Genomic DNA, 21,475 nt, shown 5'->3' on the forward strand with positions numbered 1-21,475 from the left:
ACCCCTCATGGTGATCGCGGTGCTGACCGTCGCCTCGGTCTGTGCACTCTGCCTCGGCACCCCGTACGTCCCACCGCACCGGCTAGTCGGCGCGGTACTGGACGGAGACACCACGCTGGCCGGGGTCGTCGTCAACGAACTCCGCTTCCCACGCCTGGTGCTGGCGCTGATCGCAGGAGCCTGTCTGGGGGCAGCGGGGCTCGTCCTCCAGGAGGCGCTCCGCAATCCTCTGGCCGTGCCGGAAATGCTGGGCGTCTCGTCCGGGGCAGCGCTGGGGGTGGCCGCACCGCTGGTGCTGACTCTGTCACTGCCCGCCGCGGTACAGCCCCTGCTCGCCCTCGGCGGGGCCGCGCTCGGCGGTGGGCTGACCCTGCTCGCCGCCGGGCTGGGGCGCAGCCCGTCTGCAGTGCTGCTGACCGGCGCCGCGGTGGCCGCCGCGTTGCAGGCCGCGCTGCTCGTCCTGATGGTCATGGCCGATCAGTTGGACCTTCAGCTCATCTACCGGTATCTGCTGGGGTCCCTCTCCGCCCGGACCTGGGAGGACGTCACGGGGCTGTGGCCGTGGCTGCTCGTCGCGGCTCCCGCCCTCGTGCTCTGTGCGCCCGTGCTCTCGGTCATGCGACTGGGCGACGAGGATGCCGAGGCGCTGGGTGTGCGTGCCCAGCGGGCGCGGCTGGCCGCGCTGGCCATCGCCGTCGTGCTGATCGCACCCGTGACGGCCGTATGCGGACCTGTCGCATGGGTGGGATTCCTCGCCCCGCACCTGGCGCGATGGTTCAACCCTTATGCGGGTGCGGTGCGTTGGCTTCCCTGGTCCGCCGCGTGGGGCGCCGTGGTCGTGACGGTCGCCGACGTCCCGGCGCGTCTGGCACTGGCGCCGGTGGAGACGCCGGCCGGTGCCTGGACGGCCCTGCTGGGAGTGCCCGCGGGGATCGCCCTGATGCGTTCCCGTCGCCGCGACCGGATGACCGAGGGCAGTCGAACCGGTGCGGCCGCGGTGCGCACGCCGATGCCTGGACCGCGTACCGACACCCCTCGTCCGGACGTCGAGGCACCTCCTGCCGGAGGGCGGGGGAACGGCAGCCAGGAGGAGCCCGGCGCCCGCGGCACTGCGCCACTGCCCGGCGAGACGACTGGTACGGAGGACCCACGGTGAGGTGGCGTTTCGTAGCACTGTCGGCTTTGGCCGTCGTGTGCGCTGGGCTGGAACTGGTGGCCGGACGCGGTATGTCCCCCGGCGCCGTCTGGGACGTGCTGGGCGGTGGTGGTGACGCGACGGAACGTCATATCTTCCTCCAGCTGCGGCTTCCGCGAATGCTGGTGGCCCTCGGAGCGGGGGCGTGCCTCGCCATGGCAGGGCTGATCCTGCAGTCCGCGCTGCGCAACCCTTTGGCCGGGCCGGAAGTGACAGGCGTGACGCCGGGGGCAGTCCTCGGTGCGGTCACCGCCACGGCCTTGGGGCTCGCAGGGTGGGAGTCACCCCTGGCCGTTGTCCTCGCCGCGTGCGCGGGCGGATGCGCCGGTGCGCTGCTGCTCTGGCTGCTCGTCGGCCGGGGAGGCGGGGATCCCGCCCAGACCGCCGTGCACGGAGTGCTGGTTTCCGCGGTGCTCGGCGGGCTCACCGCCATGGTGCTGCTTGTGGAGCCGGGGGAGCTCGGGAGCGTCGTGCAGTGGTTGGTGGGGACCACGGAGGGCCGGGTGTGGGAGCACTGGCACCTTCTGTGGCCCTGGGCCCTGGTCTGGGGGGTCGCGGCGTGGCTGCTGACCGGGCCGCTGACCCTCCTGCGCTGCGGTGACGACATCGCCATGTCCGCCGGCCTCTCGGTCCGGCGGGCGCGGACCCTCGCCCTGATGTGCGCTGTAGCGCTGACAGCAGGGGCCGTGGCCGCGGTCGGAGCGCTGGGCTTCGTGGGACTGCTCGTCCCGCATCTGGCCATGGCCGTCTTCGGCGCGGACCTGCGGGTGGGTCTCCCCGGCGCCGCCCTGCTGGGCGCGATCGTGGTGTGCGGAGCGGATGCCGCGGCGCAGCTGTCCTCGCGGCTGCTCGCCGCGACGCTGGACTCCGGGCGGCTCACGCTTCCGGTCGGGGCGCTCACCGCGTGCCTCGGCGCCGCGCTGCTGCTGGTCGTCGTACGCCGTACGCCGAGTCGCACCTTCTGACATCGACGGAGGACCGAGCATGACCAAGTCCATGGGCATCCACATTGAGGACGTCCACTTCGGCTACCCCGCACGACCCGTGCTGCAGGGCGTCGATGTAACCGTACGGCCAGGCGAGCTCACAGCCCTCATCGGCCTGAACGGCTGCGGCAAATCGACCCTCCTGCGGCTGGCCGCCGGGTTGCTGCAACCGAACCAGGGGCGCGTTCTGCTCGGCGGGGACGACCTCGCCGGGCTCTCCAGGCGGGCCACGGCGGCCAGGGTGGCGCTGCTGCACCAGTCCGCGCCTGCCGTACCGGGTATGACGGTCCGTCACCTCGTGCGGCAGGGGCGGTACGCGGCGCGTGGCCCGCTGGGCATGCTGCGCGAGGGGGACGATCCCGTCGTGCGTCGGGCGCTGCGTGACGTCGGTGTGGAGCAGTGGGCTGACCGTGACGTGGACGCGCTGTCCGGGGGTGAGCGGCAGCGGGTGCGGCTGGCCATGGCACTCGCCCAGGACACCCGAGTCCTGCTGCTCGACGAGCCGACCACCTATCTGGACCTGCACCACCAGCTGGATGTGATGCAGACGGTGGTCCGGCTGCGGGAGGAACGCGAGCTCACTGTGGTGATGGTGCTGCACGACCTGGCCCACGCCGCTCGGTTCGCCGAGCGCATAGTCGCCCTGCGCGATGGGCGCGTGGTGGCCGACGGAACGCCGAAGGAAGTCGTCACGCCGGGACTGCTGGCGGACGTACTGAACGTGGCCGGCCGGGTCGGCCGGGACCCCGAGGGCGGCTGGCCGGTGTGTTACCCAGATCACCCTCTCCCGGCTCTAGAATATGAAAATCAGTTCCATTAGTGTCTCCGTTGCGACGTTCACCCGAACGGCGTATCTCCCCGATAAACAAGGAGAGTTCATGGACAACGAGCAGATCTTCGCGCCGATCGCCGACCCGGGCCAGCTGGCCCACGACTCGGCTTCTCACTCGAACGCGCTCGTCGAGAACCCCTTCGAGGACACCGAGGAGTAACCGAGGTCGACCACCCTCGACCGTGGGCCCGCCCGTTGCCTTCCGGGCGGGCCCACGCCCCTTCCCGTGCTCAGTTGTCAGGAGGAACATCGTGTCCCGCAATCAGCTCGCACCCGGTGTCGAGGTTGTCGCCGTGCCAGGGCGGAATCTCGCCGTGCGCACCGCTGACGGGGAGTTCCTCAGTGTCCGGACACGAGAGGTGCACCAAGACGCCCTGCTCTCCCTGCTCTCCGGCAACAACGCAGTCCCGAAAGGTGCCGAACTGGGACGCGTCGTGCGCGCTTTCGCGGAGGCCGGGTATCTCGTGGAGGAGCCCGAGCGACCGAAGTGGCCTGTCGCCCGGCGGCACGTACGGCTACTCGGCGCCGCGGCTCTGACCGAACCGCTGGCCGCGCACCTCGCCTCCCTGGGTGCCGAGCCGCGGACGACGGCCACTGCCGCGACCGCTGCCGACCTGTCGCCCATGGATATCGAGGATCTGCTCGACGGAGACCCCGCCGCCGTCGTGTGGTGTCTCGACGGGCCCGTACCCGACGGGCTGTGGGACGCCGCCGACCGGCTGCCCGAGCACGGGGTGGCTTGGTTGCGGTGCCACCATGAGGGCTGGCAAGCATACGTCGAACCCCTCGCCATCGGCCCAGGAGATGTCACCGCGGCCCATGTCCGTGCCCGGCGGCTTGCCGCTACCCCTGCCCACCGCGAGCTGTCCGCCTACTGGAGCGGACCCCGAGCTTCCGGTGTGCCGGTCCGGCTGACCGTGCCCGCCGCCGCACTGCTCGCGGCCCTGCTCGCCGACGACCTCGACCGGTGGGCCACCGGCGCCCCTGAAACGGCCGGCTTCCCGGCACGGCGTCGACTGCGGCAGGTGGATCTGCGCACGCTGACCGTCACCGAGCACCCCGTCATGCCGGTGCCCGACGTCGCACGCATGCCGAAGAAGTACAGATGACGGTCTTCCGTCCGACTGTCGACGGCCTCGCCACTGACGTGTGCCTGCCCGACGGCGCCGGTCCCTTTCCCACCGTCCTCATCCGTACTCCTTACGACCGTGCCCGACACCTGGCCGAGGCGCGAGGCTGGGCCCGCAGAGGGTTCGGCGCCGTCGTCCAGGACGTGCGGGGCAGATTCGCGTCGCCGGGGGAGTGGCGTCCGTACGAGAACGAGGCCGCCGACGGAGTGTCGGCAGCCCGTTGGATCCGCCGACAGTCCTGGAGCGACGGACGCTACGTAGCCGTCGGAGCCTCCTACGCTGCCTACTGCGCCCTCTCTCTCGCCCTCGAAGCACACAGGGAGGACCGGCCGAATGCTGTTATCGCCGCCGTGCCCGCACTCGGCGCCGCGGAGACGGCCCGCGAACCCTCCGGCGCCGAACGGCTGCTGACCCGAGCCGGCTGGTGGGCCGCCCACGGGGACCGGCGGGACTCCGACGAACGCGCGCTGGAAAGGGCCCTGGCAGCGGACCCCGGCCTGCTCGGCCACCTGCCGCTCACCGATCTCCCCCGGCGGCTGGGCCGGAACCTGCCTTCCTGGGCGGGGCTGTGGCGGCGTGATGATCGCGGTCGTCTCACCTCGCGGGCTGCCCATACCGACATGCCTCTGCTCGCGGTCGGAGGCCACCACGACCACTTCACCGAGGACACCGTCGCGCTGTGGCGCACCTGGGGCGGGCCTTCAGCCCGCCTGCTGCTGGGCCCGTGGGGTCACGGCCTCGTCACCGCGCCCGGACCCGACGCAGGCCCCGCGCACCGGGTCGGCCTCGGTGAGCTGTACGTGCGTTGGGCCCGCCGCGCCCTGGCCGGCGGTCTCGCTCCCGGGCACCACGGCGCGGTGGCGCTGGGCGGCGGAGACCTGTGGCTGCCCGCCGGCACCGACGTCGAGCCGACCACGCAGCGGCTGCGGCTGCTCCACGGCTCCCTCTTCACCGCCGACCCCGACCGTCCCGTCCGCTCCGACGACCTCACCGTGCCCACCGGGGACTTCCCCGACCGTTGTGTGCTGGTCACCCCGCCGCTACCGCGCCCGCTCGACGCCGTCGGGCCCGTGCGCATCCACCTGCGGGCCACCGCCGACACTCCGTCCGCCGACTGGGCCGCCCGTCTCGTCGCCCTCACACCGGAAGGGACCGCCGAGCCACTCGTCGCAGGCATCCTGCGGCGGGCGGAGATGGCTCGCCACAGCGGCGAGTTCACCATCGAACTCGGACGTCTCGCGCGTCGGCTGACGGTCGGCACGCGGCTGCGGCTCGAAATCGCCGGACACCATTTCCCGGCTCATGCTCGCAACCCTCACACCGGGGGTGACCCGATCACGACTGACAGGCTGTTCGCCTCCCGGCGAGAAGTCGACCCGGCGAGCGTGACGTTGAACCTGCACGTCCTACCGTCCCGCCCCCCGTCCGTCGATCCCACCGAGGAGATTCTGCGATGACGGCGCTGCCGCTGGAAGCTCTCGTCGACCCCGTCTGCGGCATCGTCCGCAAGGTCAAACCCGTCGAGCACCCCGCGGGTGCCCCGCCCCGCTACACGGCACTCACAGCCGAGATTGCCGATGCCCGAAAGCTGGGCCTGTGGCCCGCTGACCGGGTCTCGCTGGGGACCACCTTCGGAGACCTGGAGCAAGCGAGAATTGCTGCGATAGCCGAGGGGATCGAGCGGTACTGCGGCAATCGTGTGCCGCCGCCCGGCCACCCCGACGCCCCCTTGCGTGCCACCGCTGCCGAGCTGGCTCAGCAGGGTCTGCGGCTCTACGGCCCTGATGACCTGCCCGCGTACGCGTCGTGGCAGTACACGAGGGCGAAGTTCCCCTACCGCCGCCTCGCCGAGGACACCCCGTCCCTGTGGACCCGCGGCACCGAGCGGCTGCCGGACGGACGGACGACGGAGGTCTGGGCGCCGGTCGCCCTCACCCACCTCAACTGGCGCCAGGGTGACCTGCGGGAGCTGCCGCGTACCCACCACCTCAACTACGCGGGCATAGCCACCGGGCAAGGATTCGACGACGCCGTCGAGCGCGGGCTGTTGGAGGTGGTCGAACGCGACGCCCTGGAACTGTGGTGGCACCTCGACGGGCCGGCTCGCGGCATCGACCCGGCCAGCGTGCCCGGTCTGATGGACGATCTGGCCGGATCCGCGCTGGACGTCCATCTCGTCGAGATGCCGTCGGAGTTCGCCCCGTGCGTCGCCGCGCTCGTCCACGACCCGGCTCTCGGCCTGTACGCAGCCGGGTTCGCCTGCAAGTACGACCCCGCCGAGGCCGCTCGCAAAGCGGTACTGGAAGCGGTTCATACATGGGTGTTCACACAGGGGCTGACCGATCCCGACGGCTGGGTCTTCCAGGCCGTCGAGGCCGGCCTGCTCGCCCGGGGGCTCTACCTGGAGCACCGCGCCGACGGCCGCTACCTCGACGCGTGCGGCGAGCACTTCGAACACGTGCGGGACCTGGGGGCACACGTGCAGGTATGGCTGGACGAACGGATGACGACCGAGGCCCGGCGGTTCACCGAGCCCGCCCACCGGGCCGTGTCCGTCGACGCGATCGAGCCCGGCAGCCGCGAGCGGCTGGAGAAGGCGCTGCACGCAGGCGGTCATCGCGTCATGACCTTCGACCTGACCACCGAGGACGTGGCCGAGACGTCGCTGAGGGTGGCCCGGGTCCTCGTGTCCGGGCTCCTCCCCAACGCCCCGGCGGCCTTCGGTTACTTCGGCTGCCCGCGGCTCGCCGAAGCGGCTGTGCGACGGGGCTGGCGGACGAAAGCGCCGGGCGCACCGGACGACTTCACGCTGGCGCCCCCGCCCCACATGTGAGGAACTCGTGCAATACCTCTGTCAGAACCCCCCTGGGGGCCTTGCCGCTGCTCTCGCCCACGCCCGCTCCCCGAGACGTCCTTGCCCCGACACACCTGCGGGACCCGCTGTCCCGGCCTGGCCGGGACGGCCGCACACGATCCCGGAAGCGGGCACTGCGGATCTCGACCTGAGGGCCATGCTGCGTCTTTCCCTGCGTGCCTCGGACGACTCCGGTCGGTTGCGGCCGGCCCCCTCCGCCGGCGCACTGCACCCGGTGGACACCGAACTCGTCCTGGGCACGGGATGCCCTCTTCCGCCCGGGCGCTACGGCTACGACCCACTGCGCGACCACGCGCACCGTCTCGGCGGGCAACCCGATACCGAGCCGCCGGGCATCAGGGCCGAACTCTCCGTCACCGCACGCCGGACGATTTCCCACTACGGCCATCGCGCCTGGCCGCTGCTGCTCCTCGACACCGGGCACGCCACCGCCGCGCTATTCCTCGCGGCCCACGCCCTGGGCATGGCCGTGCCCGAACTCAGCCTGGACGGAGACGCGGAGACACCGCTCGCCTTCGTGCGGATCGCGCCTTCCCTCCCAGCCCCCGGGCCCGGCGACCCTATGTGTCCTCCGCCGTCGGTGAGGGTACCCACCCCCGAGGAACTGCTGGCCCGACGCAGCGCACCGCCGCCGCTACCCGGCTCGCCGACCCCAGATGCGCTGAGAGCGGTCCTCGCCACCGCCACCAAGGCCGGCGGCAGCGACCTGCGCTGGTGCGTGGCCGTCGGCCCCCCTCGGCCCGGGCTGATGGAGCTGGGCGCCGGCGGCACGACACTACGACGGTTCGCCGCAGGGGAAGCCCGCCCCACGCTCGCGGCCTGGGCCGCCGGCCAGGCATGGATCGCCGACGCGGGTGCCGTCCTGCTCGCCCGCGGTTGTCCCCAGGACGCCGACGAGCGGCACATCCGCCGCACCCACCTGCGGGCCGGCTTCGCTGTCCAGCTGGCCCACGTCACCGCCCGACACCACGGTGTGGCTGCCCGGCCCGTCGGCTCCTGGCAACAGGCGGACCTCGGCGCCGCGCTCGGTGACACACCCGGCCGGGACTGGATCGTCCACGGACTGGCGCTCGGCACCCTCCACGCAGACGAGGAGAACACCACATGATCGTCCACCCCGAACTGCGCCGTGCCGCCCGCCGCGTGCGGCGGCCCCTGCTCGCCGCCAGTCTCCTGCAGGGGGCCGTCACCCTCACCCACCTGGCACAGGCCGTGCTGCTGGCCGTCGCGTTGGCCGGACTGGCCCGCAGTCACGCGGGACAGCTACCGTGGCTGCTCACCACCGTGGTGTTCGTCGTGGCCGCCCGGGCCGGACTCGGCACCTGGCAGCGGCGCACCGCCACCCGCGCCGGAGCGGAGGCGAGAGTGGCGCTGCGGGACGAACTCCTCGCCCACCTGGGACGGCTGGGGCCCGCGCATCTGACCACCGCGCGCGCCGGAGCCGTCCGCACCACCCTCGTCGACGGCGTGGAGGGCGTCGATGCCTATGTCTCGCGCTACCTGCCCCAGCTTCTGATCACTCTGACCGTGCCGCCCCTGGTGCTCGCCGTACTGGCCGTGGTGGAACCGATGGTGTTGATCGGTCTCGTACCGGCTCTGCTACTGGCCCTGTTCGGGCCGCGCGCCTGGGACCGGCTCCTGGCCACCCGCGGCAAGGAGCACTGGGACACGTACGAAGGACTGGGCGCCGACTATCTGGAAGCCTTGCAGGGCATGCCGGCACTGCGGGCCGCGGGTGCGGTCGGCCGCACCCGCGCACGCCTGGAGAAGCGCTCGGCGGCGCTGCACAGGGCGACCGTCGCGAAACTGCGCGTCTCCCTGGTCGACACCGGCATCACCGACCTCGCCATTCAGGGAGGTACCGCCGCAGCAGCACTCCTCGCGTGCTGGTCGGCCGTCAGCGGATCCACCACGGCAACCGGCACCTATCTGGTACTGCTGCTGGCCTCCGAGTGCTTTCGGCCGGTCCGCGACCTCGCTCGCGAATGGCACGCCGGATACCTGGGCGCCTCGGCCGCGGACGGGATCGCGGCGCTGCGCACCGCCGAACCGGCGGTCCAGGACACCGGAACGGAGCCCGCGCACTGGCCGACCCCCCCGGAAGTGTGCTTCGAGGACGTGTGGTTCACCTATGACGGGGCACCGGAGCCCGCCCTCCACGGTGTCTCCTTCACCGCACCGGCGGGACGCACCACCGCGATCGTCGGCCCGTCCGGCGCCGGCAAGTCCACGCTCCTCGCCCTGCTCCTGCGTCACCACGACCCCGTCGAGGGCCGGATCACCCTCGACGGGCGCAGCGCCACCCAGTACTCCCTCGAAGCACTCCGGCAGGGCATCGCCGTGGTGTCGCAGGAGACGTACCTCTTCCACGCCACCATCGCCGACAACCTGCGCATGGCCCGGCCGGACGCCACGGACGACGAGGTGACGTCGGCGGCGCGTACCGCGGGCATCCACGACGAGATCACAGCCCTTCCCGACGGCTACGCCACCGTCCTCGGCGAACGCGGCGCCACCCTCTCCGGTGGACAGCGACAGCGGCTCGCACTCGCCCGAGCCCTGCTCACGGACGCCCCGGTGCTCGTCCTCGACGAGGCGACGAGCTCGGTCGACGAGCGCCGTGAAGCGGACATCGTCCGCGAACTGATGAACGCCGCAAACGACCGGACCGTTCTCGTGATCGCCCACCGGCTGGCCGCCGTCCAACACGCCGACCACATCGTCGTCCTCGACGCGGGACATGTCGAAGCCATCGGCGAACACGCCGGGCTCGCCGACGCCGGGGGCGTCTACGCGCGACTCGTCGAGGCCGGCCGCACCCACCCTGAGGAACTCGCCGCATGAGCAATGCCATGGACACCCCGACCACCGGCACATTCGTGCCCGAGCGCGGTTCGCTTCGCGCACTGCTTCCCGCCCTTGCCGGGCACCGGGCCATGACGGTCCGCACGTGTGCCGCCGCTCTCCTCGAACAGGGCTCTCTCGTAGCGCTGCTGACGTTGGCGGCGCACACCGTGGGGACGGCCGTGATCGAAGGCAGAGCCCCGTCCTCCGGCATCGTCGGCGTGATCGTGGCCCTGGTCCTCGTACGAACCCTGATGACCTGGCGTGAGATGGACCTCTCGCACGACCTGGCCTACAGGGTCCTCGCCGCACTGCGCGTACGCGTCTTCGACGGGTTGGCCCGCAGTGCGCCCGCCCGTGTCGCAGGCCGGCGCAGCGGGGATCTCGCCGCCACCGCCATGGCCGACGTGGAGGCACTGGAGTTCTTCTACGCCCACACCACCGCCCAGCTCCTCGCTTCGGGAACGGTCTTCACCGCCGGCACGGCGGTCCTCGCCACGGCGGAGCCGTGGCTGCTGGCTGCTGTACTGCCGATCGCAGCGCTGCTCATCGCAGCTCCCTTCGCCGAGGCACGTGGGCGCGCGAGGCGTGGTGCCCGCACGCGGCAGGCCGGCGCCGAGCTGTCGGCCGACGCCGTCGAGACTGTCGACGGACTGCGTGAACTGCTCGCCTTCGGCGCCCTCGACGACCGACGAAGCCGACTGGCGGAGCGCGGCCAGCGGGTGGGCGTCGCCCAACGCGTCGAGGCCACCTGGGAGGCCCTGGCCGCCGCGGTCCGTGACCTCCTCATCGTGGTGGCCGTCCTCGGTGTGGTAACCGCGGTGGCGCAGTCCGTGACCTCGGGGCGGCTGCACGGGGCGTGGGCGCCGGCGGCGATGGCCCTCGCCCTCGCCGTCCTCGGCCCCGTCGCGGAGTCGGCCCGGTCCCTGAGCCAGGCCGTGTCCCTGCGTGCTGCCGCCTCCCGGGTGGGCGCTGCGGTCAAGGCTCCAGCTCTCGCTCCGCCGCCGGTCTCGCCCCGCTCTCTTCCCTCGGGCCCTCTGGGCGTCCGGCTGCACGGGGTGAGGTTCGACTACGGCGGCGGTCCCGTGCTGGACGGCGTCGACCTGACCGTTCCAGCCGGGCAGACGCTTGCCCTGGTCGGTGCCTCGGGCGCCGGGAAGTCGACGTGTGCCCATATCCTGGCGCGGTTCTGGGACCCGGCTGCCGGAGCGGTACAGCTCGTACCCGCGGACGGGGCTCCCATCGACGTACGCGAGGTGGACGACGCCGAACTTCGCCGGTCCGTCGCGCTGGTGGGACAGGAGACACCTCTCTTCCACGGCACCCTCGCAGACAACCTTCGCCTCACCGCTCCCGACGCCGACGACGACCTCCTCGCCGAAACGGCCCGTCTGTGCGGCGTCGACCGAATCGCCCCGATGGACACCCTGGTCGGAGAGCGCGGCGCCACCCTCTCCGGAGGCCAGCGGGCCCGAATCGCCCTCGCCCGCGCGCTCCTGACACAGCCGAGAGTCCTGATACTGGACGAGTCCACCGCCCACCTGGACAACGCCAGTGACGCCGAACTCGCCACGGCGCTGCATCAGGAGGGGCGCACGACCGTTGTCATCGCGCATCGCCGCGCCACCATCCGCCGGTGTGACCGCATCGCGGTCCTTGACGCCGGACGGGTCACCGAGGAAGGCACTTGGGAGGAACTGTCCGGACGCCCCGAAAGTGCGCTCAATCGCAGCCTCGTTCACATCCCGGCCTGACTGTCGGGTAGTGCGACGGCCGAGGTGAGGCGGCACACATCCTGCGGGTCTTCTGTGAAGCGCGGGCTGCAAACCGGCTCGAGGCACGCTTGTGCGGCAGGCATGACCGGTCGAGGTCACGATGGTGCTGGGGCATAGCCGGCGTAACCGGGGGCGACAAAGGGCCATGGATCACATTCCGGGCCACCGGCGTGGTGAAGAGAATCCCGGCGAAGAGTGCAGCGCGATGGGCTCGACTTCGTTCAGGGACTACCGCATGGTGAAGGGACACAGGGCAGGCCGGCACGAGAATGCAGTTGCAGCAGGCAAGCCGACACGGAGAGGTGCCGTTCGAGCGCCGTGTCCTGTTTGCGCACAAGTGGACCCGGCTGCGTCTCTTGAAGCCCGGTGGAGTGTGAGCAGATGGGAACGACCTGCTCGACGCCACCGCTGCCCACCCGGTGGGCCTCACCGCAGCCCTCATGGGTGGACGGTGCGCCCGTCCCGCATCTCGATCACCCGGTCCGCGAAGTGCCGTACGACCGCCCGGTCGTGGCAGATGAACAGGTAGCCGAGGCCCAGCTCGTCCTGAAGGTCGGCGAGCAAGTTCAGCACGCCGGCCCGCACGGAGGCGTCGAGTGCCGACACGGGTTCGTCGAGGACGAGCAGCCGCGGATCGGAGGCGAGGGCGCGGGCGATTCCGGCCCGCTGACACTGGCCGCCGGAGAGTTCGTGCGGGCGCCGGTCCCCGCACGACGGGTCGAGGCCGACCCGGTCGAGCAGCTCGGCCACGCGGGCGGGTCCGTCGGCCGGGTCCCACCCGCCATGCACCTTCAGTGGCTCGGCCACCGCGTCGCAGATGCGGTGGCGGGGACTGAGGGAGCCGTAGGGGTCCTGGAAGACCGGTTGCATGCGTGGGCGGAGCGGGCGCAGTTCGCGTTCGGTCAGAGACGTCAGCTCCCGCCCCTCGAACCGGACGGTCCCGGAGTCGGGCCGGCGTAGCTGGAGCACCGCGAGGGCAGTGGAGGACTTGCCGCACCCGGAGGGGCCGTTGAGAGCGAGGGTCTCACCGGCGTCCAGTGTGAACGTGACGTGGTCCACGGCGGTGACCGGGCCGTAGCGGACGATGAGGTCACGGACGTCCAGCAGTGAGTGGTTCATACGAACTTCCGAAGAGGGTCGGGCACGTCTGTGGCGTGGTGGCAGGCGACCAGGCGTCCGTCCACGGCCTGCAGGCCGGGTTCGCGGCCGTGGCACGGGTCCGTCGCCAGCGGGCAGCGCGGCACGAATGCGCAGCCCGGCCCGAGGGCTTCCGGAGCAGGCGGGGCGCCGCGGAGCACCGGCAGCCGGCGGCGCCGGGGGCCGTCCTGTGGGAGCGAGGCCAGCAGGCCCGCCGTGTACGGGGCGCGTGGACGGCCGAGTACCTGCCGTACCGGGCCGAGTTCGGCCGCCCGCCCCGCGTACATCACCAGCACGCGGTCCGCGTGGTCCCGTACGACGTTCAGGTCGTGGGTGACGAGGACCAGTGCGGCGCCGACCGCTTCGCGCTGCTCGGCGAGCACCCGCAGGACCTGCTCGCGGCGCTCCTCGTCCAGTGCTGTGGTCGGCTCGTCGGCGACGACGACGTCGGGCTCGTTGACCGTTGCCATGGCGATCACGGCGCGCTGTCGCATTCCGCCCGAGTACTCATGGGGGTAGGCCCGCGCCCGGCGCGCGGCGTCCGCGATGCCGACCCGGTCCAGTGCGGCCACGGCACGGGCGTGCGCCTCCCTGCGGGACAGCCGCCGTACCGACCGTACGGCGGCGGCGAGCTGGTCGCCGACAGGGTGGACGGGGGAGAGGGCTGACAGGGCGTCTTGGGGAACGAGGGTGATCCGGCGCCCGCGTTCGGCGGCGAGATCGGCGCTGTCCCGCAGTCGCACGCTGCCGCTGACGGTCGCGCCGCGCGGCACCATGCCGAGCAGTGCCCGGGCGGTTAGGGACTTGCCCGCCCCCGACTCACCGACGAGGGCGAACACCTCGCCCGGGCGTACGTCGAAGGTCAGTCCGCGCACCGCCTCGACCTCGCCGAACGCGATCCGCAGGTCACGCACCGACAGCAGTGCTTCAGACGGCATGGGCGGTCTCCTTCCGTACAGTGCGGCCGGTCGTGCGCCGGCCTTGCGCGTATGCCGCGCCCGAAACGGCCAATCCCGCTAGCAGGGCCAGTGCGACGGCCGGCGCGAGGGCCGCCCAAGGGGCGCGTTCCACGTAGGCGCGGGACTCGTCGAGGAGAAGACCCCACTCGGGGGCGGGTGGCTGGGCGCCGAGGCCGAGGAATCCCAGAGAGGCCAGGGCGAGAGCGATTCCCGGCAGCCGCAGAAGGGCGTGCCGGGCGACCGGGGCGGCGACGGACGGCAGGACGTGCCGGGTGAGAATCCACAGCGGCGTTGCGCCTATGGCGCGTTGGGCAGTCAGGAACGTCGACGCCCGGACCTCCTGCACCAGCGCCGCCGCATGCGCGGCCAGGGGCGGCCAGGAGATCAGCGCGACCGCCAAAGCCGCTCCGCCGGTGCCGGGACCGGCGGCCGCCGCGACCAGGATGCCGACGATCACCGGCGGCAGCGCGTTGGCGATGTCTGCAGCGCCCGCCGCAATGCCGGGCACGAAGCCCAGTGCCAGGGCGACTACCAGGCTCAGCAGACACACTGCCGCCGCCGTGCCGACCGTGGAGGCGGCCCCGTGACCGAGCCGGGCCAGCACGTCGCGGCCCAGCCCGTCGGTACCCATCGGGTTGGACCACGAGGGCGGGGCCAGCCGAGCATTGGTGTCGACCGCGTACGGGTCGCGGAACAGGCCCCAGCCGATCGCGGCCAGCAGGAGGGCGCCGAGGACGGCCGGAATCGCCGGGTGCGCCCGGACAGGGCGGGCCGGTGGCAGCGAGAGACCGGCGTCGCGCAGGGCGGGACCCAGCAGCCGCCGTCGCACGAGGGCGGCCAGCGCTCCGGTGATCAGGCCCAGGGCAAGCAGGGCGAGGACAGCTCCCTGGAGCAGTGGCAAGTCCTGGGACTTGGCCGCGCCCAGCGCGGTACGTCCGATGCCGGGTACCGCGAAGACGGTTTCCACGGCGACCGCGCCGCCCGTCAGGCCGACGGCGACCATCGCGAACTGTGGTACCAGCGGAGGCAGTACGCGACGTAGCGCGGCTAGCGTGACACGGGTGCGGCTCACCCCCGCTCCCCGCCACAGTTCCGCCCATCGTTCGTCCAGTACGGCAGGCAGCGCGTCCGCGACGAGCCGCCCGAGCAAACCGCCTGCGGGGACGCCGAGCGCGAGTGCGGGCAGGACCAGGTACTCGGGCCCCTGCCAGCCGGAGGTCGGCAGCCACCCCAGCCACACTCCGCACACCAGCAGCGCCACGGTGGCCAGGAGGAACTCCGGCACGGCGGCGGCCATGGCTGCGAACGCCCCCGCCGACCCCCGCCCCCGCACCAGTACGGGTGTCACCAGGGCCACGGCCAGCAGCACGGCCACCGACAGCGCTGCGGCCATCAGGCCCAGCGACACCTGGAGCCCGGAGGCGACGGACGGCAGGACGTCCGTCCCCGACACCCAGGAGGTGCCGAGGTTGCCGCGCAGGAGCCCGGTGGCCCAGTCGCCGAGCAGGGAGAGCGGACCTGCCTCCAGGCCGAGGTCCTGGCGGATCGCGGACAGGGCCTCCTCGGTCGGCTCCTGTTCGGCGGACCGCGCGCGCAGCACGGTCAGGGCCGGGTCCCGGCCGGAGAGCCAGGGCAGCAGGCCGACGGCGGCAAGTGCGGCGGCGAGGGCGACGGCGCGGGTCACCCCCGCTGCGGTCGGCTTCACTTGATGTGGGTGTCAAGCGTGACCAGTTCCCGCTCGCGCGGGTCGTGGGCCGCGCCGACCACGTCGGCGGCGTCGCCCTGGATCACGCGCTCGTGGAGCATCGGCACCGCCGCGTCGGTGGCGAGTACGGCGGCCTCGGCCTCGACGACGGCTCGGCGGCGGGCGTCACCTGTCGGCGTCGCGCCCGCCTTGCTCAGGGCCTTGTCCACGGCCGGATCGGCGAGCTGGGGGATGTTGAACGAACCGTCGGAGGCGAAGTCGCTGTACAGGTACGCGGCCGGGTCGCCGGAATCGAGGACGGTGGCCCGGGAGAGGATGAACGCGTCGAACGCGCCCGCCAGGGCGTCGGACTCGATATTGGCGTACTCGCGGACATCCAGCTTCACCCGGAACCCCGCTCTCTGTAGCTGCTGCTGCAGGGCGGCGGCCACCTCGGGCAGTTCCGCCCGGTCGGTGAACGTACCGATGGTGATGCTCTTCCCCGCCGGATCACCCGACTTCGCACCGTGCGCCGGCTCGCGCAGGTCGGCCGCCCACGGCAGCGCGGGCCCGAGCAGCCCCTCGGCCACGTCGGCCCGCCCCTCGTACACGCCCTTCACGATCGATTCCGCGTCGATAGCCTCTCGGGCCGCCGCCCGCAGCGCCGGGTCCTTGAAGGCGCCCTTCTCCGTGTTGAGGTACAGCGTGTTGGTGCGCGGCATCGGGACCTCGGTGATCAGGTCCTTGTCCAGCAGTGCGGCCTGTGAGACGGGGACCGCCTCGACGATGTCGGCCTCGCCGCTGCGCAGGGCGGCGGCGCGGGCGGTGCCGTCGGGAACGAACGTCACGTCGATGCCGGAAGCCTTGGCCGTGCCGCCCCAGTAATCGTCGTAGCGGTCGAGGGCGGCGGAAGAGGTGCCGTTGACCTTGGTCAGCTCGAAGGGACCGGTGCCAGCACCGACCGGATTCACCGTCTTCCCTCCGTACGCCTTCGCCGCGAGGATCGACAACTGCGGGGAGCTGAGCCGCTGCGGGACCAAGGGGTCCTCCTCGGCGGTCGTGACGATCACGGTGCCAGGGCCCCCTTCCTTCACGCTCAGCTCGACGCCGTCGAGAATGCGGGGCTTGGGGGAGGCGCCAGTGGCCTCGGTGAGAGAACGGACGACGGCTTCGGCGGTCAGCTCGGTGCCGTCGTGGAAGGTGACGTCCTTGCGGAGGGTGAAGGCCCAGCTCCGGCCGGACTGCTTCCACCCGGTGGCCAGAGCGGGCTCGGCGTCGCCGTCCGCGTTCAGTCTCACGAGTGTCTCCGCCGTGGACCAGCGGGACAGTTTGAACGCGTCGTCGGAGAGCGGGGACAGGCCCGAGCGCGGCGGCTGCATCATCGCGACGCGGAGGCGCTCGCCCGAGTCGGTGCCGGTGGCCTCCGTGGGCGCGAAGCAGCCGGTGAGCAGGGAAGAAGCGGCGAGAACCGCGGGGAGGAGCAGGGGACGGGACAGGACGCGCACGGGGTCACTCCGAGTAAAGGACAGGTCAAAGATCGAGCGTGCGACGACCGTAGCATGATGATAATCGTTTTCAGGAGCTAGGTCGATTCGTTCGGATCACCAGGTGACCCGATGAAAGGGCCCGCGATAGGTGGACCCCAGCCGCCGCGTTGGTGCAGTGGGTGCCGCGAGGTCCCGGTTTAGCCGTGCCCGTCCTGGGGCCCGGCTCCGGGGGTGTGTGGTTCGACGTCGGCGCCACTCCCGCGCTTGAGCGGTTACTACCGAACCGGAAGCCGAAGCTCGGTGGTTGGTGGCGGGACCACCGGCCGTGACAGGCCCTGGCGAGCCGGCCTTTTGGACCGGCGGCGACCCTTGGGCGTACGTGTCACGGACAGGTCCCATGGGGACCAGTTGGGGACCAGGCGGTGTCCGCGCGCCTGAACGGCACGCACGGCACCGCACGCTGTGCTCCCTGATTTCTGTACCTATGTGCAGACAAAAGGGATGCCCCCTACTCCTGGGGGTCAAGGGGTCGCAGGTTCAAATCCTGTCGTCCCGACCATGTGGAAACGCAGGTCGGAAGCCGTTCTCTCATCCATGAGAGGGCGGCTTTCGCGCGTCCCGGGGCGTGGCGGTCGCAATGTGATCGCACGCCTGGGCCGGGGCTGCCCGCTCGAAGAGCACCAGACGCGGCGGAGCGCCTGACGCCCCGCCGTCATCCGAACCGCCCCGTCCTCCCGTCCGGCGAAGCCCCCGCCCCCCGGCTTCTCGGAGCGGCCAGGCTACGTCACCCTGCTCTCGCCTTCCCCCGCCGCTCCCCGCATCACCGACGACGGCACCCGCGCCCGCAGCCGGTCCGGCGGGTAGAACTGCCGGGCCCAATGGCGGAACGGGCCGATCGGGCCGTCGCCGCGGGCCAGCCGGGGCGGAGACACGTACCGCTTCGTCGCCCAGACCGGGAAGTCCTGGGACACGAAAGCGCAGTTGCCCCGGAACATCACACCCGCCAGCAGCCGGTGTACCGAGCCGCTCACCCAGCGGGCCAGCGGGGCCTGGAGGGCGGCCGGCTCGGCCACCTCGAAGCGGCTCGTCTGGCGCAGCTGGAAAGCCGCGGGCGCGATCATCGTGGTTGTGTATACGGCACAGGTGCGCACCCCGAACCGAGGGAGCGCCGTACACACGTGCACCCGGCTGATCCCGTTGCCCTCCAGCGTCACCTCCAGCGGACTCGCGCCCAGCAGCGGCACCCGCTCCTCGGAGCGCACCGAGATCCGGAAGGACCGCCCCTCGAAGACCGCCGGCTCGGCTACCTCCGACGCGCCCCAGCCGTGCAGCGGCGTGAAGTGCCCGATGTCCACCGTGTTCTCGACCACGTCCTGGCTGTGCCCCGCCATCTCCCACGCGGCCAACCGCGGCGCCCGCGTCCCGAGCGTGTGCCAGGGCGTGAGCTCCCAGTCCGGCGCCCGCCCGTCGTGGTGCCGCCACACGAAGACGGCGCCGTCGACCTCGCGCACCGGCAGCAGGGTCAGGTCCGAGGACGGCGGTGGGGGCGTGCCGTACCCCGTCCGCGTGCAGGCGCCGTCCGGGCCGAAGGCGAAGCGGTGGAAGGGGCACAGCAGTTCGTCGCCCTCCAGCGCGCCGAGCCCGAGGTGCGCCCCCAGGTGCGGGCAGTACGGGCGGACCGCCCGCACCTCGCCGTCGCGGAGCCGGTAGAGCACCACGTCCTCGCCCTGGAGCGGCCGGGTCAGCAGCGCCCCCCGCACCACCTCCGAGGAGAACGCCACCGAGAACCAGCCGTCGGGGTACGGCAGGACCGGCTCGTGCGCGTCGGCCGGGCTCGGGCCCTCCGTGAGCGCCCGGGTGTGGTCGCGCCTCACAGCTCGACCAGCACCTTGCCGAAGGACGCCGCGCGGTCGGTGTACAGGCTGCGGTAGGCGGCGGGAATGGAGTCGAAGCCGTGGTGCATGGTCTGCTGGTAGCGGATCTCGCCGGCGCGCACCAGCGGCCCCAGCTCGTCGTGCAGCGCCGCCCAGTTGTCCTCGGTGAACCACTCCAGCGCGAAGATCCCGCGGATCGTCGTGCGCGGGAACATGATGTACGGCAGCAGCCGGGGCCCGGTCCACTCGCTGCCGACCTGGCTCGCCCACTGCCAGCACACCGCGACCCGGCTGTCCACGGTGAGCATCGTGAAGACGGTGTCGGTCATGACCCCGCCGAGGTTGTCGAAGTACCGGTCGACGCCGCCAGGAGCCGCCGTCGCCAGGTCCTCGCGGAGCTGCGCCGGGTCCCCGCCGTGCCGGAAGACGACGACGGCGTCGAAGCCGAGCGCCGTCAGCCGCGCCGCCTTCTCCGGCGAACCGGTCGTGCCCACCACCCGCGCGCCCGCCCGCTTCGCCAGCTGCCCGACCAGCGTGCCGATCGCGCCGGACGCGCCGCTGATCAGGACCGTGTCGCCGGGCCGTACGGCCAGGAAGGTGGTGAGGGCGCCCCACGCGGTCATCCCGGCGCCGCCGAGGATGCCGAGCGCGGTGCTCAGCGGCAGCGCCTCGTCGTAGTGGGCCGGGTCCAGCTTCCGGTACGCGGGGAAGACCATCGGGAACGTGCCGGTCTGCCACAGCGCCCCCGCGCCGTTACTGACCAGGTGGGTGCGCCAGCCGCCGAAGCCCTGCACGAGGTCCCCGACGCCGAACATCGCCCGCGGTCCGGCCGCCAGCACCTCCATGATCGTGTCGGCGCCCATGTGGTCGCCCACCGGGGTGTCCAGGGCGATCCCGTGGAGGTACGGGTCGACGGAGACGTACCGCGTGCGCAGCAGCATCTCGTCCTCGGCCAGGTCGGTGTCGAGCTCCTCCACCACCTTCACGTACATCCGGTCCGTGTCCGGCACGCCGTCGTTGTGCTCCCTGACGATCCACTTCTCGGTCTTCACGGGGTCGCTCCTGCGGGTTCGATGAGTTGTACGGGGAGAGGGGCGCTGTCGTCGACGGAGGCGGTGAACGGCCGCCCGTCGTCGCGGCAGACGAAGTGCATGACGTGCCGTCCCGAGGCCGCGGCCCGGATCAGGCCGCCGGTGGTGGCCCAGACGCCGGACAGATAGAAGTCCGCGAGCCCCGGCAGTCCCGGACCGTGTCGCTTGACCTCCTGCTCCACGGTCTCGCCGCTGTCCACGAACGGCTGCCAGCCGAGCACCGTGCCGTCGTAGTTGCCGGTGTAGCGGACCTGGGTGAGCGGGGTGGACACGTCCCGCACCACGATCGCGTCCCGCAGTCCTGGGTGCCGCTCGTCGAGGAAGTCCACGATCGTGTCCCGCACCTGCCGCTTGGCCCGCTGGTAGTCGCGCCCGCGCCCGACCGGCAGCGTGTGCAGCTCCTCGCCGCGGCGGATCCGGGTGAACTGCTCGGGACCGGTGCTCAGCTCCCGCCACGGCGCGATGTCGCAGAAGTACGTGGCGTACACCACGGAGGTGCCCGGCGGCGACAGCTCCGGGTAGTGGCGGCTGCGGAACTGCACGTTGACGCTGGGGTGCCGGATGCCGGTGAGCCGTTCCGCGACCGCGTCCTCCAGGAGGTACGTGGTGCAGGGCTCGCCGTCCGGGAAGGGCCGGCGCAGCCCCAGGAAGACCGTGAGGTAGCCGGGGAACACCATGTCGGGTTCCGTGATGGTCCGGGTGTACAGCTCCCGGTACGTGTCGGTGAGGTAGCGGCCCTTCAGCAGGTCGAGGAGCGTGGTGCGCCCGTCGCAGGCGGAGACCACGATGTCCGCCCGCAGCTCCGTGCCGTCGCTCAGCCGGACCCCGGCCGCCCGGTCGTTCTCCACCAGGATCTCCACGACCCTGGCGTTGTACATGACCTCGCCGCCGAGCCCCCGGTAGCGCTCCTCGACCGAGCGGGCCAGGCCCAGCGAGCCGCCCTCGGGGACACCGGCCGAGGCGTCGGCGTGCGCCGCGAGCTGGAAGTAGAACGGCAGCACGGGGAAGTTGGGATGCTTCTCGTACAGGATGAAGTTGAACGCCTCGCGCAGCAGCGGGTCCCGGAAGCGCTGCGAGTAGTCCCGCATCAGCGTGCCGATGGAGCGCCGGATCACGTTGAAGTAGGGGACCAAGGACGCCAGCATCCGCCAGCGCTCCAGGCGGCCCATGAGCCCGACCGGGGTGAGGAACGGGTAGCGGGCCAGTGCCTTGCGGAAGGTCCGCAGCCCGGCGCAGAAGTCGCGGATCACCCGGGCGTCGCAGGGGGAGAGGGCGAGCAGGTGGGCTTCGAGGCGGTCCGGATCGGAGTAGAAGTGGACCGCCCGCCCGTCCCGGCCACGCACCGTGTTGAACACGTCGAAGTTGCGCATCCGCTTGCCCTGGAGCGCGCCGAGCTCCAGCCAGATCTGGTGCATCTCGTTGCCCGGCCCGCTGCCGAGCAGCCAGCTCACACAGCAGTCGAGGGTGAAGTCGCCCCGGTCCCAGGCCGTGCAGGAGCCGCCCGGGATCTCGTGCATCTCCAGCACCCTGCTGCGATAGCCGTTCATCTGGGCGTAGCAGCCGGTGGAGAGCCCGCCGAGCCCTCCGCCGACGATCAGCATGGTCC

Annotated in this window: 17 protein-coding genes; 10 read left to right on the plus strand and 7 right to left on the minus strand. The window is 72.1% G+C overall.

The features are described from left to right. Nucleotides 1-7: 7 nt before the first annotated feature. The 10 genes from HED23_RS15060 to HED23_RS15100 all read left to right on the plus strand — a co-directional run bounded on the left by HED23_RS15060 (nt 8) and on the right by HED23_RS15100 (nt 11,616). Nucleotides 8-1,156 (plus strand): FecCD family ABC transporter permease, encoded by a 1,149-nt coding sequence (locus tag HED23_RS15060; protein ID WP_238441957.1) that lies wholly within the window; start codon nt 8-10, stop codon nt 1,154-1,156. Continuing rightward, nucleotides 1,153-2,160 carry a FecCD family ABC transporter permease gene (locus tag HED23_RS15065; RefSeq protein WP_203183933.1) on the plus strand — a complete coding sequence of 336 codons (1,008 nt, stop codon included), beginning with the start codon at nt 1,153-1,155 and terminating at the stop codon, nt 2,158-2,160. Before HED23_RS15060 ends, HED23_RS15065 begins: the two co-directional genes overlap by 4 nt. Nucleotides 2,161-2,179: 19 nt before the next feature. Continuing rightward, complete coding sequence (locus HED23_RS15070) at nt 2,180-3,001, plus strand: ABC transporter ATP-binding protein (RefSeq protein WP_203183934.1); 822 nt, start codon at nt 2,180-2,182, stop codon at nt 2,999-3,001. A gap of 58 nt (nt 3,002-3,059) precedes the next feature. Next, a complete protein-coding gene (amiA, locus tag HED23_RS35690) occupies nt 3,060-3,173 on the plus strand; it encodes a streptamidine family RiPP (protein WP_243900507.1) in 114 nt (37 codons plus the stop codon). Nucleotides 3,174-3,264: 91 nt separating this feature from the next. Then, entirely contained in the window at nt 3,265-4,122 is an 858-nt protein-coding gene (locus HED23_RS15075; protein ID WP_203183935.1) for a hypothetical protein, read from the plus strand. Continuing rightward, on the plus strand, nt 4,119-5,600 hold the full coding sequence (locus HED23_RS15080; protein WP_203183936.1) for a CocE/NonD family hydrolase: 1,482 nt from the start codon (nt 4,119-4,121) through the stop codon (nt 5,598-5,600). The genes HED23_RS15075 and HED23_RS15080 overlap by 4 nt, the downstream gene beginning before the upstream one ends. After that, on the plus strand, nt 5,597-6,976 hold the full coding sequence (locus HED23_RS15085; RefSeq protein WP_203183937.1) for a YcaO-like family protein: 1,380 nt from the start codon (nt 5,597-5,599) through the stop codon (nt 6,974-6,976). The genes HED23_RS15080 and HED23_RS15085 overlap by 4 nt, the downstream gene beginning before the upstream one ends. 178 nt (nt 6,977-7,154) lie before the next feature. Then, a complete protein-coding gene (locus tag HED23_RS15090) occupies nt 7,155-8,126 on the plus strand; it encodes a SagB/ThcOx family dehydrogenase (RefSeq protein WP_238441958.1) in 972 nt (323 codons plus the stop codon). Continuing rightward, nucleotides 8,123-9,862 (plus strand): ABC transporter ATP-binding protein/permease, encoded by a 1,740-nt coding sequence (locus tag HED23_RS15095; protein ID WP_203183939.1) that lies wholly within the window; start codon nt 8,123-8,125, stop codon nt 9,860-9,862. Before HED23_RS15090 ends, HED23_RS15095 begins: the two co-directional genes overlap by 4 nt. Continuing rightward, entirely contained in the window at nt 9,859-11,616 is a 1,758-nt protein-coding gene (locus tag HED23_RS15100) for an ABC transporter ATP-binding protein (protein WP_203183940.1), read from the plus strand. Before HED23_RS15095 ends, HED23_RS15100 begins: the two co-directional genes overlap by 4 nt. Before the next feature lie 459 nt (nt 11,617-12,075). Here HED23_RS15100 and HED23_RS15105 read toward each other — a convergent pair whose 3' ends face one another. From HED23_RS15105 to HED23_RS15135, 7 genes are all read right to left on the minus strand, one after another. Beyond that, complete coding sequence (locus HED23_RS15105) at nt 12,076-12,756, minus strand: ATP-binding cassette domain-containing protein (protein WP_203183941.1); 681 nt, start codon at nt 12,754-12,756, stop codon at nt 12,076-12,078. After that, the gene (locus HED23_RS15110; RefSeq protein WP_203183942.1) at nt 12,753-13,712 is read right to left on the minus strand and encodes an ABC transporter ATP-binding protein; all 960 of its coding nucleotides are present in this window, start codon (nt 13,710-13,712) and stop codon (nt 12,753-12,755) included. Before HED23_RS15110 ends, HED23_RS15105 begins: the two co-directional genes overlap by 4 nt. After that, nucleotides 13,702-15,438 (minus strand): ABC transporter permease subunit, encoded by a 1,737-nt coding sequence (locus HED23_RS15115; RefSeq protein ID WP_203183943.1) that lies wholly within the window; start codon nt 15,436-15,438, stop codon nt 13,702-13,704. The genes HED23_RS15110 and HED23_RS15115 overlap by 11 nt, the downstream gene beginning before the upstream one ends. Then, on the minus strand, nt 15,435-16,922 hold the full coding sequence (locus HED23_RS15120) for an ABC transporter substrate-binding protein (protein WP_203183944.1): 1,488 nt from the start codon (nt 16,920-16,922) through the stop codon (nt 15,435-15,437). The genes HED23_RS15115 and HED23_RS15120 overlap by 4 nt, the downstream gene beginning before the upstream one ends. A gap of 761 nt (nt 16,923-17,683) precedes the next feature. Further along, nucleotides 17,684-18,778: a Rieske 2Fe-2S domain-containing protein gene (locus tag HED23_RS15125; protein WP_203183945.1), complete on the minus strand. Its 1,095-nt coding sequence runs from the start codon at nt 18,776-18,778 to the stop codon at nt 17,684-17,686. Next, nucleotides 18,775-19,830 carry an MDR family NADP-dependent oxidoreductase gene (locus tag HED23_RS15130; protein ID WP_203183946.1) on the minus strand — a complete coding sequence of 352 codons (1,056 nt, stop codon included), beginning with the start codon at nt 19,828-19,830 and terminating at the stop codon, nt 18,775-18,777. Before HED23_RS15130 ends, HED23_RS15125 begins: the two co-directional genes overlap by 4 nt. Beyond that, a complete protein-coding gene (locus HED23_RS15135; protein ID WP_203187487.1) occupies nt 19,827-21,470 on the minus strand; it encodes a phytoene desaturase family protein in 1,644 nt (547 codons plus the stop codon). Before HED23_RS15135 ends, HED23_RS15130 begins: the two co-directional genes overlap by 4 nt. Nucleotides 21,471-21,475 lie beyond the last annotated feature (5 nt).

The organism is Streptomyces pratensis (assembly GCF_016804005.1).
Lineage (GTDB): Bacteria > Actinomycetota > Actinomycetes > Streptomycetales > Streptomycetaceae > Streptomyces > Streptomyces pratensis_A.